Here is a 16,447-nt window from a genome sequence, read left to right as displayed (position 1 = left end):
ATGAATACATGTTGAGAGAATAACGTTTCATAAGAAAGGGCAGTTACTATTTTTTCAACTATAAAATAAGTAAGAAATAACTAGAGTAAAAATAGTGCTGCCTTTCAAAAAAGGGGGAATGTTAATGAGGATTTTGAAAAGGTGTATGTTATTACTTCTCGCATTTTTTATTATGACTCCGATTGCTGTTAGTACGAAGGTAGCGGCGGAAGTAAAAGAAATTAAAGCGGGATTTCCAGATAAAGAAGTATTTACACCAGGAGAATGGTTTTTAGGTCAAAAACCTGCAAATTATGATGAGAATAAACCTCCAATTCTTTTTGTACAAGGAAGGAATGGGAATGCTGATAGTTGGTATGGAAAGACAGTGTATCACGATATAAATGATATGTATGATTATGCTTTGAAAGCAGGCTATCAAACAGTATTTATACAATTATATGATGCTGCTGGAAAAGGATCAGCTAGTCAGTGGGACAACGGAAAATTGTTAGCACAAAAATTAGAAGAAATATATAATCATTTCGGTAAAAAAGTTAATATTGTAGCACATAGTAAAGGCGGTATCGATACACAGGCTGCGTTAGTAGGATATGGTGCAAATCGATTTGTCGGAAATGTTATTACGCTTGCGACGCCACATCATGGATCAAACTTGGCGGATTTATCATATAGTTGGTGGGCAGGATGGCTTGCCTCTATATTAGGTCAAAAAGATGATGGTACGTATTCATTACAAATGGGGGAAATGGCAAAATTTCGTTCAACGATTGATAATAATCCAGCAGCTAAATTAAACCGTTACTATACGGCTACCGGGACCAGTATTTTCTGCTTTATCTATGGGCGGGTTCTATTTGTCATCATACGGTTCAAATGATGGATTAGTAAATGAGTGGAGTGCTAAGTTACCGTATGGAACGCATTTATTTACAGATTCCAGATTCGATCATGATAATATACGAAAAGGATCAGCTGTTTTCGCGCGAATTGAACCATATTTACGTACTTCAAATGTAGCTGTACCAGCTTTAGTAGCATCCAGCACTAAAAATATAGAACAATTAAATACAACTTCAAATCAAAATATTTTAGGCGGAGAATTGCCACAAAATCAGTGGATAGAGCAAACTGTTGCCGTTGATAAAAAGGCAGAAGGTATCGTTTCTATATTAACTGCTTCTTCTGATGTAGAAGTACAAATGATATCACCAAAAGGAAAAATATATACAAATAAGGATAGTGTTATAACTACTGGTGAAGGTGAATCTTTCTTTGGTGGTGCGACTATTAGAACATTTAAATTTGATATAATGGATGTAGGAGAATGGAAAATGAAAATGATGGCGAAGCAGTCGAAAGATGCATTTTTAGTTGTAAGCGATTACAATAATGACGCACCATTTGTTCTTCAAATGCCTACAAAAGTTAAAGCAAATAAATCTGAGTATAAACTGAAAAAATCACCTGTAGCACCTGAAATGAAAGGGGATCTTTCCATAACAGTAAGAGTAGTTAATAAAGAAGGAAAACTAGTCTCTGAATATAATGAATTACAAAATGTTAATAATACTACATTTACTGGTGCTTTGAAGGACATAAAGCAACCAGGAGTATACAACGTTACGATGGATATAAAAGGAATGAATACAGAAGGACAACCATATAATCGTACAATCGTTAAGTCGGTTTATGTGGAGAAGTAAGAAAGAATGAGAGATTTTTAATAAAAAAGTACCGAACATTTGTAGTAGAAGAGTTCGGTACTTTTTTCATGTTTATTAGATGAACAGAAAAGCATAATGGGAATCAAAAGAACATTTTTCAATAAAAAAAGATGCTGAAATAGCATCTGAATGAGAAGATGATTATTAACTTAGTTTTATAACTGTTAATTCAACTGCATTGATACCATTATCACAAGTTATAATACTTTGATGATTAAAACCACTATTATTTTTCAGTTGAAGGGTTGCATTAGCTGGTACTGTAACAATCGTTTCGCCTGCAAGTTGAAGGCATTCGTTATTTGATGAAGTATTCATTTGAAAAGCAAAGTCACCTTGACTATTAGCAAGTGGATTATTATTTAAAAATATAGTCATGACTGGTATATGTGGAAATACAGGATTTAAAGTAGTGTTAATCGTTGAAATGAAAGAAACTCTATAATCACCAGCTTGACTAAATTGTATAGTAGTAGGATTTAGTAAGGAAACTCCTCCTGCTATAGGGCCAACGTGATTAAATGGAAAAGGATCTCCGAAAGGAACAGTTATAAACTCTGTTTGCCAAAAAGTGCCGTATGCCGGAGAGTTTTTTTTACAGGAACTAGAAGAGGAATTGCATGAGCATTTTTTATATGAGCTAGAAGAAGATTTACATGAACATTTTTTATTGGAGCTTGAAGAATGATAGTACGAACCCAATATATTACCTCCTATTATGAATGAAGTGTATACTCATAGTATTTTATGCCTGTCTTATATAAAAGGTGATAGATTTGGATTATAAAGTGCTAATATAATGAAATATAGTAATATAAAAGTAGCTGTAACAATTCTTGAAGAAAAAAGGTTAATGATTTGATAAAAATACAAGCGGAATATCTTAGGATATTGAAGTGGAGCGGAAACGCATATTTCGCTTTCACATGTAAAAATAAAACCAGTAGTCTCAGTTGCAATGATGTGATCGTTAAAGCAAATGTCTATCTTTTAAAACGTTTGTATATTAGAGTTTATGGTTGTTTGCCTTTATTTACGTAGCGGGGCAGGAAGAAGACGAAAAGTATCGAATGAATGTACATATGTAGCATTGTTTGCTTTTGGTGTGAATAGTAGTAAAAGATACGTTGAAATATTTTAAACGGTAACAAAAGAGCGATTAAATAATAGAGGGAGCAACTTACATGGAAAATATATTAAAAGTATCTTCAAAATCAAAACCAAATTCAGTGGCAGGTGCAATTGCAGGTGTACTAAGAACAAGTGGAAATGTAGAAATTCAAGCGATTGGGGCGGGTTCTTTAAATCAAGCAATAAAAGCAATTGCGATTGCAAGAGGATTTGTCGCACCAAGTGGTATTGACTTAGCCTTTGTTCCAGCATTTCAAGAGGTTACTATTAATGATCAAGAAAGAACGGCGATTAAATTAATTATTGGTCCTAGAAAGAGAAGGTAACTGCAGTAACTCAGTATTGAAATGATATTTAACATAACAAACAAAAAGTGTCACAAATGCTTGTAAAACAGGCATTTGTGACACTTTTTATGTTTTATTAAAAATGAAATGAAAAACCTTAAAACTGCTCATTCTTCTCCCAAGATTCAACGATATAGTATGGGAAACCTTATTATATCAAGGTTTATAAGTGTTGGATTTCCTCGATGCTCACATTTTGCTCACATTAAATCTTTTTATTTGTTATCAGGTGTTTTCATTAGATTTTATTATGCTCTCGAAGTTTTCCGCTGCTTGTTGCTGCATGTTCTGTGTGATGTGGCTATACTTGTCTAAAGTCATTTGAATAGATGAATGTCCTAAGCGATCTTGTACGATTTTAGGGTGTTCTCCAGCCTGAAGCATGAGTGTAGCGTGAGTATGTCGTAAGTCGTGTATACGAATTCGGGGAACACCAGCTTTTTTATAATGATCATTCAAAAAGCGATGGGGAGCATCTATATGTAAGGGCGAATGTATCGTATTGCCAGTGAAAATATAGGCCTCTTCATTCAAGTGTATACCCCAGCGGAAAAATTCTTTCTTTTTATAGGAGTAGTAGGATTGTAACTTCCCTATAACAAAAGAAGAGATACTAATGCTTCTATTTGAAGATTTAGTTTTTATAGCAGCTTTAAAAAGTCCTTTTTCTGTTTTTACAAGTGATTTATTAACCAGGATACGTTTATTATCAAAGTCAATATCTTTCCATGTTAGTGCAAGTAATTCTCCGCGTCTCATACCTGTATAGATTGCAAGTAAGAAGAACATATGGTACTTAATATTTTTTTCTTTTAGATACTGGAGGAATCGGTTACATTCTTCGCTGGACCATGTTTTCATCTCACCTTGTTCTTCACGTGGTTTTTTAACCTTATTCATTATATTATCATGTATGATTTCCCATTCTACAGCGTGTTTGAAAATGCATCTTAGGCAGCGGTGGATATTGCTAATTGTACCATTTGATAGTCCTTTTTCTTTAAGTTCAGCATAGTAGCTTTGAATCATTACGGGCTTAATACTTTTAATTTTTTTATAACTAAATGGGGGAAGGATATAGAGCTTAACTAAGCTCATGTCTTTTTCATAAGATGTAATTTTTAATTCAGCTTTACGAAGAGGCTTTAACTTTTCCCATACATCTAAAACAGTTAATTGTTTGTCATCAAAATATATTCCTTTCTCTATCTCTGTAATCATCGTTGCAGCAGCATTTTGGGCTTCTTTTTTTGTTCTAAATCCACTCTTACTTTTTTGCTGTCGTTTTCCTGTGGTTGGATCTATACCGATATCTATCGTAAAAGACCACGCATTTCCACGTTTACGGAAACTTCCTTTCATATTCAATACCTCCTGTATCGTTATTTTTGTAAATTACAGTATTATGATATTTGATTCTGTAATTTACTTGCTAATAATTGATTTTCATAATGTAAAAGCCTTTTTTCAGCAAACTGTGTTGTTACATTGAATTTTTCTGAGATTATATATGCTTTTAACTGTAGGGGAGGAAGCTTTCGTAACATAAAAGTAGGTACACAAAATTGTTGTGCGAAGTTTTTAGCCTTTGCTTCTTGATAATCTAGAAACATTTGATGCATTAATAATTGATTACCAGAATGAAATAGGATGTGACAGGTCTCATGGCCAAAATCCTCCCATTGTTCTTGCTGAGAGATACGATTATCAATAACTAGGTTAGTTATTTGATTTCTTTCCATTGCATGACTCCCAAACGGAGCAAAGTACAGCCAAATGTTTAACTTTTTCGCAATCTCTATCATATCAATTTGCTCGGGAACAATAATAGATAAGGATTGGTACAAGTGCTGGATATAGTCTTCGAGTTGTGTTGTGTAATAGGGATGTGCTTGAAACAAAATATTTCACTCCATTCATATAATAAGAACATACGTTCTTTGGATATGATATAATAAAAATGAATCAATTGGTAGGGGGGAGAATGTGAAAAAATAAGCAAGAATATATTGTTTTTCTAGATCAGAACCCAAAAAATGAATGGCGATTTAATAGATGGAAAATCTTTATTAATTTTGGGAGTTTGTACATTTTTCTTTTAATTTTTGTATTATGAATTAAGAATGATGAGAAATTATAATAAAAAAATAAAAATGTAAACTTGAAGAGTTTACATTTTTAACGAATTATTAGTATTATATTTTTTGGTTAAAAAGTAGAATCAGTAGGTTTCCCAGTAATCACATTGTCAAAAAGGTTATCTAAATATTTTTGCCATTTCTTTTGTCTGTTCGTATCTTTATCATCTTCACTTAATAATGAATCAAAGTGATTAAAGTTTATTAGTAACTTAGCAATTGTTTGTCTAAGTATAAAGTAGTGATTAGTATTATTATCAGTTTCAAATACATTTAAAAAATCAACTTCTTTTCCAGCGTGAACAAAATCATTTCGCATTTATATCTATGAGAGAAAAGAAAACAGGGAAACAGAAACGAATACAAATTACTGCAGCGTTAAAAAGAGAACTTAAATGGTTTATTGAAGACAGAGAAGACAATGAATATTTATTACAAAGTAGGCAAGGCAGGAATCGTCCAATCGGTCGTAGCATGGCATATAAGATATTAAGTGGAGCAGCGGCAGAGTTTGGGTTAGATGAAATAGGGACACATACGTTGAGAAAGACATATGGGTATCATATGTATATGCAAACAAAAAACATAGCATTGCTCATGGAGATATTTAATCACTCGTCAGAGAAGGTCACGTTACGTTATATAGGTGTAAATCAAGATGCAATGGATAAGGCAATGACTAGGTTTAAAATTTAATCATTGCTTTTTCTTTTAGGATAGTTTAAATTCTTAGTCTGATTGGGACGGGATCACCACAGCAAAAGATTTGCAGGTTACGTTAAGATCCATTTTAGGCAGAAAAATATTAGTTCTCTGAAGAACTATCATCATCACTCCTGTTCGATAATCTTGAGAAAATATTTATCTGAATAAAAATTAACATTTTTTCAATTTCCTGTAATTATAATTAAAGGTATTCTGTTAGTGTTATACAAATGTATCTGTCGATCTATTCCATGTATGAATCTAGTCTGGCAATCAACAGAATATTCCACACACAATTGAAAAAGGGGGAAAGTTTATGCAAAGAATTTTAAAATTCCTGTTCATGTCCGTTTTTTCTTTGATTTGTGTTTTGTATGTTCAAACGAATGCTTTTGCCGCACCAGCATACGAGGGAGTTGTCAAAATGAAGCAGCCTTCAGGCGAATCTTTTGAGGGCACGTTACATGGAGATGAATGGTTCCATTGGGTAAGTACAAAGGATGGCGACGTACTTTTACAAGATCAGAAGGGGTATTGGAATTACGCGGAGCTTACATCAGATGAACTGAAATCGACGGGGAAAAAATATAAAATTGATAAGAAGCCTTCGATGGCGGTAAATGAGAACAATTTGAACAAATGGATAAAGAATTACAACCCTCAAGCAAAGAAAAAACAGGAGCACATGAATAAATTACAAAAAGAATCACCAAAAAATATTGATGGAACTGTCACTCCAGTTTTAGGAAACAAAAAATTACTTGTTTTGTTAATTGGGTTTACAGATGTTGATATTGCATATAACGATAACGATTGGAGTAACAAATTCTTTTCTACAAATCAAAAGTCAGTTAAGAATTACTATAATGAAGTAAGTAACGGAAAAGTACAGATAACTCCAGCTCCTGAAACATATGGTACTCAAAATGATGGAGTGGTTAAAGTGAAATTAGATTACGCTCATCCGAGTACATCGGGAAAAAGTATGGGTACGGTTATAACAGATGCACTGGCTAAAGCTGATTCTCAAGTGAATTTTGCTAGTCTTGATACTAATAATGATCAAGTCGTTGACTCTAAAGATGGCTTCTACATTGTAAGTTTTCTTGCTGGTAATGAACAGGCTAGTGGGGGGCCACTTCCAAACATTTGGGCGCATCAGTCATATGCTCCTAATACAATTCACGATGGTGTTACAGTATCAGGCATGTATACAGCGCAGGGTGAAAAACAATATGGTCATATGGCGACAATTGGTATACCTGCTCATGAGTTAGGGCATTCTTTTGGTCTTCCAGATCTATATGGTGACAATAACCGTGTAGGTAGTCTAAGTATAATGGGGAATGGAGCTTGGAATAGTCTTCAAGGGGAAGAGTATGGAACTACCCCAGATCATATGGATGCTTGGTCAAAGGTAAAACTGGGATTTGTAACACCAACTGTAGTAAATACCACTAATAACTTTACTCTAAATGCAATCCCAAATAACTATAATGTGTTAAAGATTCCTTTAAAGGATAATACGTATTTTTTAGTTGAGAATCGCGCAAAGGTTGGGTATGATGCGAGCTTACCAACAAATTCTGGTGGTATTGCGGTTTGGCATATTGATGAATCTATGAATAATAATTCCAGTGATCCGCATCCTTTCATTGATATAGAGCAATCAATCAGTGAATACCAAGACCCATTTTATTACACGAATCAAAATCATGCTGCTACCTTTGGTCCAGACACTAATCCGAATAGTAATACCTACACGGGAGAAAAATCAGGAGTAACGATTACAACTACAAGTACAAGTAATTCTGCTATGAATGTAGCAGTCACAAAAAAAGAAGCTAATTGGATTCCGCAAACAAATTGGACTTTAAAATATGTAGACAGCTATAATTGGTACAATTTAGGTACGTATGCCTTTGATGGAAACAAAGATACATTTTGGCATACCAATTGGAGTCCTGTAGCTCCAATGCCACACGAGATTCAAATTGATTTAGGTGCGACCTATGACCTTTCCAAATTCAGCTACCTGCCAAGACAAGACGGACAAATAAACGGAACGATTAAGGACTATGAGTTTTACGTCAGTGGTGATGGAGTGAATTGGGGAACAGCTGTATCCGTAGGTGCTTTTGCAAACAATACTAATTTGAAAGAGGTCAGCTTTGCAAATAAGACAGGTCGTTATATTAAACTACGTGCATTAAGCGAGGTAAACAACAATCCATGGACAAGTGCCGCTGAAATTAATGTATTTGGAGTGGTTCAATAATATATTTGTGAGGTTATCTAATTAAATCATTGATACGTTAGTTCAAAGGGTTATCATCCGCTGAGAGTTTACTCAGCATTTGATAACCTTTTTGTTCTATACTAGCCAATATGCAAAAGAAAAACATGGATTGATAAAATTTATATTCATATCTTAATAGCAATGTGGTGGTAACCCTTACAGTTACTCATAAATTGTGTACTATGTAACTCAAAAAAGAAAGTATTATAAATTCAATGATACCAAGGGATTCAGAGAAGGGGGCAGTTACACACAATATAAGATATGGGTAAGTCAGTAGAGCAAATTTTATGAGGTTAATTAATAATTGGGACATCGTTAGGAGAATTTAGATTTACCAAGTGAATTATATTCTCATGACGATGTCCCAACATTAATCTTATATTCAAAGTGAAAAGTATAGATGCTACAAAACTTAGAATAACGATGTGAGAAATGTAATTGATATGAAATTTAGTAGGGGACTGTACTTGTGTCTTAGACAGTGTAACTGATACTTATAGATTAAATTATTACTATTTTTTAAACTATGAAATCAGCAAAATGGAATACCATAGAAGGATCTGCAACGGAAAGACCAGGATTTGTAGGATTAGAAAGGCCTGATCCACCAACAACTTCAATTTCAAGTTTTCCACGTAATGGACGTTCTCCTACTAAATAATCACCTGTAGATTTAACATAAAGGATTCCGTTTACAAAAGAACTAATATCAAATTCTAATCGAGTACAACTCATTGGAGGTATAATTGTTAGACCAAGCCCTTCGAGAAAAGGTCTTTCATTCTCAGTAGTTATAAAGGGGAGTGGTGTACCTTCAACTGAGATTTGTACAGGAGGACAAAACTCGATTACCACATCAGCTTCTAGCGATTGTCTTGTTGGATTCTTAAGGATAATTACAAGCCTATTATTTGGTTGTCCAACCGCAGCATTCACTGGAACTAGAAAAGGTCCTGTAGTAATCGTATTTTTTCTTTAATAACATGTTGATTTATAACTGGACATAAAATCATCTCCTATTAAAAGTACTTTCTGTATATCTTATTAACATTAAACAAAAGGTGTACAGGCAGTTGTAACATAAGAAACACTGAATTATAGAGAAGTTCTTCATCGCAACTTATTTCCAGTAGTGATGGGGAATTTAATATTATTGGCAGAGTTATGACCGCTTTTTGGCAGGAAATGTGTCGGTTATTTTGGAATTAACGTGTTATATTTGTATTGTGGGAAGTGGCGGAAAACACAACTCGCTATGTTGTTTTTAAAATTCTAAACGGTTCGTAATGACGACACATAAAATCCGAAACCAGCAGATGGTAGTGGTTGAATGATACCGTTATTAAGGAGAGCTTTTGCTCTTCTTCCAGTTACTTAATAAAGTGCAAACAAATTGATGCAGCAATATTAGGTGATTGGAAGAAGGATAAAACTTCATTTACCGTAATTGAAGTACAAATTAATAATTTATATCAAAGCGTCCATTCGTGCGCTTTTTATTATTTGTGTGGGGGGTAGAATTTATATGACGGAAACACATTTAAGTGATGAAATTGCAGGGAAACATTATAGAAGAAGCTAACAAGCTGCATAAGTAACTCGGATTCAATGTAGATTTAGAGTTGATTATATTAGTGCAGAAAAGATTATTGATCGTCTTGAAGAGACTAGAGTTATTGGTCCATATGAAGGAAATAAACCAAGAGTAGTATTAATTAAAGAGTAGCATCCAAAACGGGTGCTTTTTTCTTTGTTATATAGAAATTACACATTAAACGTATTTAAATACTGTTTTAGGTATAACATGAATTGACTCATCAATGGTACAGATAACGGATATTTTTCTATTTAGATTAGATGTTAAATGTACCGTGAAACTCTTGGAAATACAATGCTGGAAAAATATAATGATATTGGTATATTACAGGAGAAGGCGCAATTGTAGGAGTAAAGGGGATATGCCCAGGTTGCATACCATATTGATCATATGAAGGATATTGAGGTAAATGTTGCCAAGCAGAAGCTGGAGCTACAACAATCCTCATCGGTAAAGGATTCATAATATAATCACTCCTGAAGTAGTATTCATGTAATAGGGTATGCGCTCACTGAATATAGATGTGCACAATCTAGGCCTATAAACATAATAATTAACGAACAGAAAATACGATTACTAATCTTATGATGTGTCCATTAGGGATGTTTTATTTTTAGAACAAACATGTGTATAGCAATTAGAGCAGGCGCTGCCGTGATCTGGGTGGCGTCTTGTTTGTTGTTAAGGAAAGATAAGCGCAAACGTGTTGCATTTATTATGAGGTGATACATATGGAATTAGAATTATTAAATGATTTAACAGCAGAGTTAAAGACACGAGTTTTATCTGATGCAGTTACATGGGAATTAATGTTATTGTATTGGATCATTTAGAGAGAATGACAGATAAAACAAAAATGAATGAAATGGGTATAGGGATGTATGGTGTTAAATGGGAAGATGTTAATTTGAAACCATATGCAGCGCTAGATAATGTTATTGGTGTTAATGATGCTCATCTTATTAACGGCCTTTCTCCTGGTCATATAAAGAATCTATGTGCAGCAGGTGCTATTGAATCCAAAAAGGTCGGCAATACGTGGATTTTAGATAATGAGAGATTTAGAGTATGGTTTGAATGCTCCCAATTAAACGAAACAAACTCAACACAACCCAAATATTGTAAGGGGTGATGGTATTGTCAAATGTACAATATACTGCTCATGCAAATAATGATAGTAAAGATGCTACAGAATATGTAAATGCATTAGCTTATATATCTTCATTTTTGTTAGCTTATTCTGATTAGAAAGTTATCGATAAATTGCTAACTCAATCCAATGAAAAAGAAACTGAACTAATTAATGGTATTTTAAGTGGATTGCAACTGCGTTTGTCCGAAAACTAGTGTCTCAAAAACAAATGGATTTATAACACCCCTTCTTACATTCGATATGAAGGGGAACAAACTAATACTTCAAGTTCTGTAGTCGGAAAACGTGTTGTTTCTAAAGTGGACGACCTTCGTTTCTATGACTCTGCTTCTTGGTCTGATAAAGATGTAGCAGGAACGGTAGATGAAGGACTTGGATTTACTATTGATGCTAAAGTATCTGTTAATGGTTCACCACAATACAAAGTACACAACAGTAAAGGCACAACATACTATGTAACTGCAAATGAAGCCTATGTGTATGTAAAGTAGACTGACAATAATAAAGATATAATTATAGAATCGTTAAAGCGAAGAATTAGGAAAGTAGAAGAAGAAAACAAACAATTACGGAATCAATTAAAAGTAGCATACGCAGATGTATACCAACGGATATAAGTAAATAGAAAGATGTAATTTTATCGTACACACTTAACATTTATCACTCTTTTAATTAAAGGTATAGGAAACTTCACACAAGTTCCCCTATACCTTTGATCATATTAGCTTTTCTGGTCAGAAGGATGATCAATTGAATCAGCTAGTTTATACCAACTCTGTACAAAGAAAAGAGAAAATATAGAACATATATTTCTAGTAAAATTGTATGTTATGCTGTTAACCTAAATATTTGATAAATTAATTCTTTTTGATTTTGAACAAACTAATCACGTAAATCAATCTGTTCTTTTTTATCATATATGTGCTTTTTACTTCTCCAAGAATGGATATATATGCGAAAAGACCTTAGTCTTAACATAGAATGTACACGTTTCTTAATAAAGTGTTACTCTTGTTCTACAATGCTATTCAAATATTTGAGAGGTCTCGTTTGGGTCATAGTAACATATTACATTTCTAAATTATATCTATACGTTATCAGATCAACATAAGCCAATAACAATTAGTTAATGGAAGATTAGGTGCCTCTGAGATTACTGTTGTATTATATCCCACAATAAAACTAGCTGGTACAGTTGCAGAAGCCCACCCTGCAGTGAAAAATTGGTTTGCAATTGTATTACTCGAACTGAAAATAGGTGTTTGACCGGTAGAACTCGAGTCAATTCCGATAATTCCCTTTCCGGCGGTATTTTGAACACTGTTTCCAATAACTTCAATAAACTTAAAAATATTAAAATTAGCATTAAACAGTAAGACAGGTACATTTCCTTCATTAACTGTTGTATTGCTTAGAAGAAATAACCCGAAATTTGTACCAACAAATTCTTCAATTACTAATAGATGTCTCAATGTAAAAGGAGAAGAATTATCTTGATTATTATTGCTTACTATTAAATTCCCTTGTAATGTCCCAGAATTAACAGTTATATTAGTGATGATAATAAATCTGCATCATGTGTTACCTGAATCAGAGACAAAGGTATTACTGTCAATAATACTTTGCCCTGAAGTAGAGGAAATAATGATATAGAAATACCCATTGTTAGGTGAAGCAGCAGGTGCATAGGTAAAGTTGCAATTTGTTATTTGAAACTCAGTTGCTACAATAGCGATACCGAGTTCACATACTGAAATTTCACAACTATTGATATATATCCCTGTTGCTGACAAATTATTAACTGAAATAACAGACTCAACTCCTAAAACAGAGGGGAAATTTTGGATGATAGACATGTTTCGGAAAATAACATTGGATACTGTAACATTAAACATAGAGATTACAGTATTCAATGTAGTAATAACGGTAGTTGCCCCTATTCCTTGCCCCTCAATTGTTACTGATTTATTAACAGTGACAGTGGATGTAATTATAAAAGTCTCAGCATCAAGCAATAGTCTGTCACCGTTATTAGCCACAGCTAAAGCTGCATCAATTGTCGTATAGGTTTGCGTTGATTGTGTTTCCGGTAGGAGCTGGAATAGCTCTGACCATCGGAGGAACTGGCTGAGAGAGCTTATAATACGTGATACCTGTGGATAGGTCAATGTAAATATCCCCTAAATCTCCAATGGCGCATGTTGGAGCACCAACTCCTGTTAAAACCGTAGTACCTGTGGGTCCTACAGGACCTGTTGGGAAAGTAAAGGGAGGAATAGCTGGAAGTGTTGGCCCCACTAGATTAGGATTAAAGGCCGCAGCCTGAATTCCCTCCCATTTTTTTTGCTCATTTGGTTTATCGAACATATTATTACCTCCAAACAAAATACACTCATTCCTTGGATGAGGAAACAGCTTGCACCTCTACATTAGTCTATGTAGAAGTGTGTCAACAATTTCCCTATAAGTTATGGTAACCCTTTCATTCGGTTCATTTATTAAATGGACTAATAGAAAATATTTTCAGTAAATAGTAACTCATCATTATCATAAAAAACGGTCTGTTTATAATAAGACAGGTATGGAATTTTTATAAATGTATAAAAAATACAGATAAACCCTCATTTTTTTAGTTCAATGTGTTTACTGATTCCAAAAAAGGTGATTTTTGTTTAGCAAGAAGTAAAAAGGTTTCTACATATTAGTCATATATAATATGTAGAAACCCATATTTTTTATGGTTTTTACAATTTAGGTCTTGATAATACAAGGATTCCATTTCACCATACCTCTTCCACGTACTGCAGGAAAGCCGTTATATTCCATGATGTAATACCTCACTTTTGTTTTTTTTAACTTCACTATAAACGAATATGTGTTCTTTTTGAGGTTTAAAAAGGGACCATTTTGTTAACATGAATATTCAAAAATAAGTTTTTCAAGTTAGAATATTCAAAAACTTGTTTATGCAAACAAGTATGTCATGGTAACATTTAACAAAAGGGGGTAGAAGTAGATGAGTGTTGACATTATTTCTAAAGAAGAAATCACAAAATTATTAAACGACTGGTATCAAGCTATGATTTCACAACGTGTATTACAGTCTCAGAAAATAAAAGAAGATATTGCAAATAAAATCAATAATATTAAGGAAGACCAAACAATATTAGTCTACTACGCTTTATTGAATGCACGGTATAACCTGCTAATTCGGGATATGGATAGTACAAAAGATATTCTGGACAAAATCGAGCCTTTACCAGAGTCTACAGAAACATTTTTAGAGTACTATCATCATTTATTTAAAGCAATTTACGCTATTAATACAGCAAATCATAGTGAAGCAAGAATGCAATTTGAAAAAGCTGAAACGTTTTTAGAGTATATGCATGATGAAATTGAAAAAGCTGAATTTAATTATTGGCTTGCAGTCCATTACTATCACGTATTAAAACCGATCCTAGCAGTTCAATTTGCTACAAAGGCGAATGAAGTATTTTCAATTAGTCCAGGGTATGAATTAAAAACTGCAGCATGCTTAAATACTTTAGGGATGGCACACATACGACTAAATGAATTCGAAAGTGCAGAGGAATATTTACTTTCAGCACTAGGTACCTTCCAAAAATCTAATGATGAACTTCTTATTAAACGAGTTAAGCATAATTTAGGACTTTTATACGCAAGTCAAAACATGCCAGAGTTAGCAATTAAACACTTAGAGGATTCATTAGAAAATAACGCTAAAACTATGTTTCTTTTAGCAAGAGAACATTTTAAGTTAGGTTATAGTCATATCGCTAATGAATATATTGAGAATGGCTATAAGATTAGCGACTTATGTTATCGTCATCATTTCCGAATTTTAAAAGCAGTACATAACTATGTACGGCAAGAAGAATTAGAAAATGTGGTCATAGAAGGTATTTCGTATTTTGAAAAAGAAGAATTATATGATTGGGTAAAAGAATATGCTTCTCTTTTAGGTGAAATATTCTATGGTTCAGAAAATCACAGAAAAGCAAGCAAGTATTTGCACATAGCTTTAGATGCAGACAAAAAGAGCATAGAAAGAAGGGCGCTAAAATGAAAAAAGCAATCGTATTAATGATGATGTTATCCGCTGTTTTTACTTTTGGTCTTACTAATGTAAAAGACATACCACAAAACGAAGCAATTGAAGTGTTTATGGATCATGGAGAACATATTTAAAACCTAAGGAAGAGGGCGCTTATAGTGTCCTCTTTTTAATATCTATTATTTATATGATGAGGTTGCGGGTACGTCTTTCGGTTATTGTTTGATAAACGTAAGATGTTTCTAAAAATGTGTATACAAAGGTGTGATTTTGTACTGTATATGTTCACATATTTGCTCACATTTTGTTCACGTACTATATAAAAAAGTATGAAAATCTATAAAAATAATTATTTCAATAAAATTTGTTTTAGATATTAAAAAGTGCCAAAACCCTTGTGGTATAAGGGGTTTGGCACTTTTGTGTTTTTTATATTTTATCAAATAAACAATCCTAAAACTGCTCATTCTTCTCCCAAGATTCAACAATATAATGTGCAATCGTCGGATTGAATCCTTTTCCAACTAAAAACATAATCGCAGCAACTTCAGTTAAAGCATGTTTGTGCGATGTATGTTTTGCTTCATTTAAACCGTAATCTACCCAAGGTTTTACGAAATCTAGTACAGGTTTCTTTAAAGGTAAAAACTGTGTACCGACAACTTGTTGAATTTGTTGTTGTGTTGGTTCTGTAATCGGTCCAGGCGGTAAGATTTGCGGCTGTGTAATATCAAATGTTGGTCCTGGTGGTAAGATTTGTGGTTGCGTTGGATCAATTGTTGGTGGTTTAGGTGGTGAGACACGCGCGTCGTAGTTTGGTTGGTACATTTGTTGTTGGTATTGCGGTTGTTGCGGCTGAGTTGCGTATGAATTTTGTTGATATTGTTGCTCTTGATTTTGTGGTGCTGCATATGGATTTTGTTGATATTGTTGCTCTTGATTTTGTGGTGCTACATATGGATTTTGCTGATATTGTTGTTCTTGATTTTGTGGTGCTACATATGGATTTTGCTGATATTGTTGCTCTTGATTTTGCGGTGTTTCGTATGGATTTTGTTCATATTGTTGCTCTTGTTCTTCATATTGCTCTGTGTATCTTTGGTCCTGTTGCTGAGGGTAAAATGGTTGTTGTGGATAAGGCGGTTGATTATTATAGAACATATTTATTCCTCCTTCATGATGATGCTTACCACTCAGTGTATGGGCGGACAAGAAAATATGTGATGAAAAAATGCGGGCGTGTTACAATAAGTAACTGGGTGAAGATAA

Annotated in this window: 13 protein-coding genes and 5 pseudogenes; 10 read left to right on the top strand and 8 right to left on the bottom strand. The window is 33.6% G+C overall.

Annotated features, from left to right (window positions below; all coding sequences use genetic code 11):
- The first annotated feature begins 124 nt into the window (after window positions 1-124).
- Window positions 125-1,706 (top strand): annotated as a pseudogene (locus K5S59_RS18180) (esterase/lipase family protein).
- A gap of 165 nt (window positions 1,707-1,871) precedes the next feature.
- Here the strand turns inward: K5S59_RS18180 and K5S59_RS18175 are convergent.
- Window positions 1,872-2,429 carry a preprotein translocase gene (locus tag K5S59_RS18175; protein WP_120449924.1) on the bottom strand — a complete coding sequence of 186 codons (558 nt, stop codon included), beginning with the start codon at window positions 2,427-2,429 and terminating at the stop codon, window positions 1,872-1,874.
- Between the two features lie 482 nt (window positions 2,430-2,911).
- On the opposite strand from K5S59_RS18175, the gene spoVS reads away from it, so the two are divergent.
- Window positions 2,912-3,184, top strand: a complete 273-nt coding sequence (gene spoVS / locus K5S59_RS18170; protein ID WP_000427792.1) for a stage V sporulation protein SpoVS — start codon at window positions 2,912-2,914, stop codon at window positions 3,182-3,184.
- 246 nt (window positions 3,185-3,430) lie between these two features.
- On the opposite strand, the gene K5S59_RS18165 is transcribed toward spoVS, so the two are convergent.
- Together K5S59_RS18165 and K5S59_RS18160 are read right to left on the bottom strand one after the other, a co-directional pair.
- On the bottom strand, window positions 3,431-4,567 hold the full coding sequence (locus tag K5S59_RS18165; protein WP_120449926.1) for a site-specific integrase: 1,137 nt from the start codon (window positions 4,565-4,567) through the stop codon (window positions 3,431-3,433).
- 41 nt (window positions 4,568-4,608) lie between these two features.
- Window positions 4,609-5,106 carry an ImmA/IrrE family metallo-endopeptidase gene (locus tag K5S59_RS18160; protein ID WP_000484665.1) on the bottom strand — a complete coding sequence of 166 codons (498 nt, stop codon included), beginning with the start codon at window positions 5,104-5,106 and terminating at the stop codon, window positions 4,609-4,611.
- 558 nt (window positions 5,107-5,664) lie between these two features.
- On the opposite strand from K5S59_RS18160, the pseudogene K5S59_RS18155 reads away from it, so the two are divergent.
- A pseudogene (locus K5S59_RS18155) lies at window positions 5,665-6,039 on the top strand (tyrosine-type recombinase/integrase); the annotation flags it as partial.
- Between the two features lie 325 nt (window positions 6,040-6,364).
- Window positions 6,365-8,326, top strand: coding sequence for a M6 family metalloprotease domain-containing protein (locus tag K5S59_RS18150; protein WP_001188940.1), 1,962 nt, complete (start codon window positions 6,365-6,367; stop codon window positions 8,324-8,326).
- A gap of 543 nt (window positions 8,327-8,869) precedes the next feature.
- Here the strand turns inward: K5S59_RS18150 and K5S59_RS18145 are convergent.
- On the bottom strand, window positions 8,870-9,286 hold the full coding sequence (locus K5S59_RS18145; RefSeq protein WP_000990557.1) for a hypothetical protein: 417 nt from the start codon (window positions 9,284-9,286) through the stop codon (window positions 8,870-8,872).
- 667 nt (window positions 9,287-9,953) lie between these two features.
- Between K5S59_RS18145 and K5S59_RS30225 the strand changes: the two genes are divergently transcribed.
- On the top strand, window positions 9,954-10,076 hold the full coding sequence (locus K5S59_RS30225; protein WP_259653018.1) for a DNA translocase FtsK: 123 nt from the start codon (window positions 9,954-9,956) through the stop codon (window positions 10,074-10,076).
- A 127-nt stretch (window positions 10,077-10,203) separates the two neighbouring features.
- On the opposite strand, the gene K5S59_RS18135 is transcribed toward K5S59_RS30225, so the two are convergent.
- Complete coding sequence (locus tag K5S59_RS18135) at window positions 10,204-10,410, bottom strand: hypothetical protein (RefSeq protein ID WP_001068926.1); 207 nt, start codon at window positions 10,408-10,410, stop codon at window positions 10,204-10,206.
- Window positions 10,411-10,678: 268 nt separating this feature from the next.
- Between K5S59_RS18135 and K5S59_RS18130 the strand changes: the two are divergent.
- The 3 pseudogenes from K5S59_RS18130 to K5S59_RS30220 all read left to right on the top strand — a co-directional run.
- Window positions 10,679-11,079 (top strand): annotated as a pseudogene (locus K5S59_RS18130) (DNA-binding protein).
- 224 nt (window positions 11,080-11,303) lie between these two features.
- A pseudogene (locus K5S59_RS18120) lies at window positions 11,304-11,591 on the top strand (N-acetylmuramoyl-L-alanine amidase); the annotation flags it as partial.
- Window positions 11,592-11,717 (top strand): annotated as a pseudogene (locus K5S59_RS30220) (DUF6262 family protein); the annotation flags it as partial.
- Between the two features lie 957 nt (window positions 11,718-12,674).
- Here the strand turns inward: K5S59_RS30220 and K5S59_RS30215 are convergent.
- Together K5S59_RS30215 and K5S59_RS30465 are read right to left on the bottom strand one after the other, a co-directional pair.
- The gene (locus K5S59_RS30215; protein ID WP_232289206.1) at window positions 12,675-13,139 is read right to left on the bottom strand and encodes a hypothetical protein; all 465 of its coding nucleotides are present in this window, start codon (window positions 13,137-13,139) and stop codon (window positions 12,675-12,677) included.
- A 13-nt stretch (window positions 13,140-13,152) separates the two neighbouring features.
- Window positions 13,153-13,467 carry an exosporium leader peptide-containing protein gene (locus K5S59_RS30465; protein ID WP_268914546.1) on the bottom strand — a complete coding sequence of 105 codons (315 nt, stop codon included), beginning with the start codon at window positions 13,465-13,467 and terminating at the stop codon, window positions 13,153-13,155.
- A 649-nt stretch (window positions 13,468-14,116) separates the two neighbouring features.
- Between K5S59_RS30465 and K5S59_RS18110 the strand changes: the two genes are divergently transcribed.
- Window positions 14,117-15,190 carry a response regulator aspartate phosphatase gene (locus tag K5S59_RS18110; protein ID WP_000109859.1) on the top strand — a complete coding sequence of 358 codons (1,074 nt, stop codon included), beginning with the start codon at window positions 14,117-14,119 and terminating at the stop codon, window positions 15,188-15,190.
- Window positions 15,187-15,312 (top strand): hypothetical protein, encoded by a 126-nt coding sequence (locus K5S59_RS18105; RefSeq protein ID WP_000709342.1) that lies wholly within the window; start codon window positions 15,187-15,189, stop codon window positions 15,310-15,312. Before K5S59_RS18110 ends, K5S59_RS18105 begins: the two co-directional genes overlap by 4 nt.
- A gap of 319 nt (window positions 15,313-15,631) precedes the next feature.
- Here the strand turns inward: K5S59_RS18105 and K5S59_RS18100 are convergent, their stop codons facing one another.
- The gene (locus tag K5S59_RS18100; protein ID WP_220784077.1) at window positions 15,632-16,339 is read right to left on the bottom strand and encodes a hypothetical protein; all 708 of its coding nucleotides are present in this window, start codon (window positions 16,337-16,339) and stop codon (window positions 15,632-15,634) included.
- Window positions 16,340-16,447 lie beyond the last annotated feature (108 nt).

Origin of the sequence: Bacillus sp. BML-BC051, assembly GCF_019656175.1 — a bacterium.
Taxonomy (GTDB): domain Bacteria; phylum Bacillota; class Bacilli; order Bacillales; family Bacillaceae_G; genus Bacillus_A; species Bacillus_A mobilis.
This window is presented reverse-complemented; position numbering and strand designations above follow the sequence as displayed.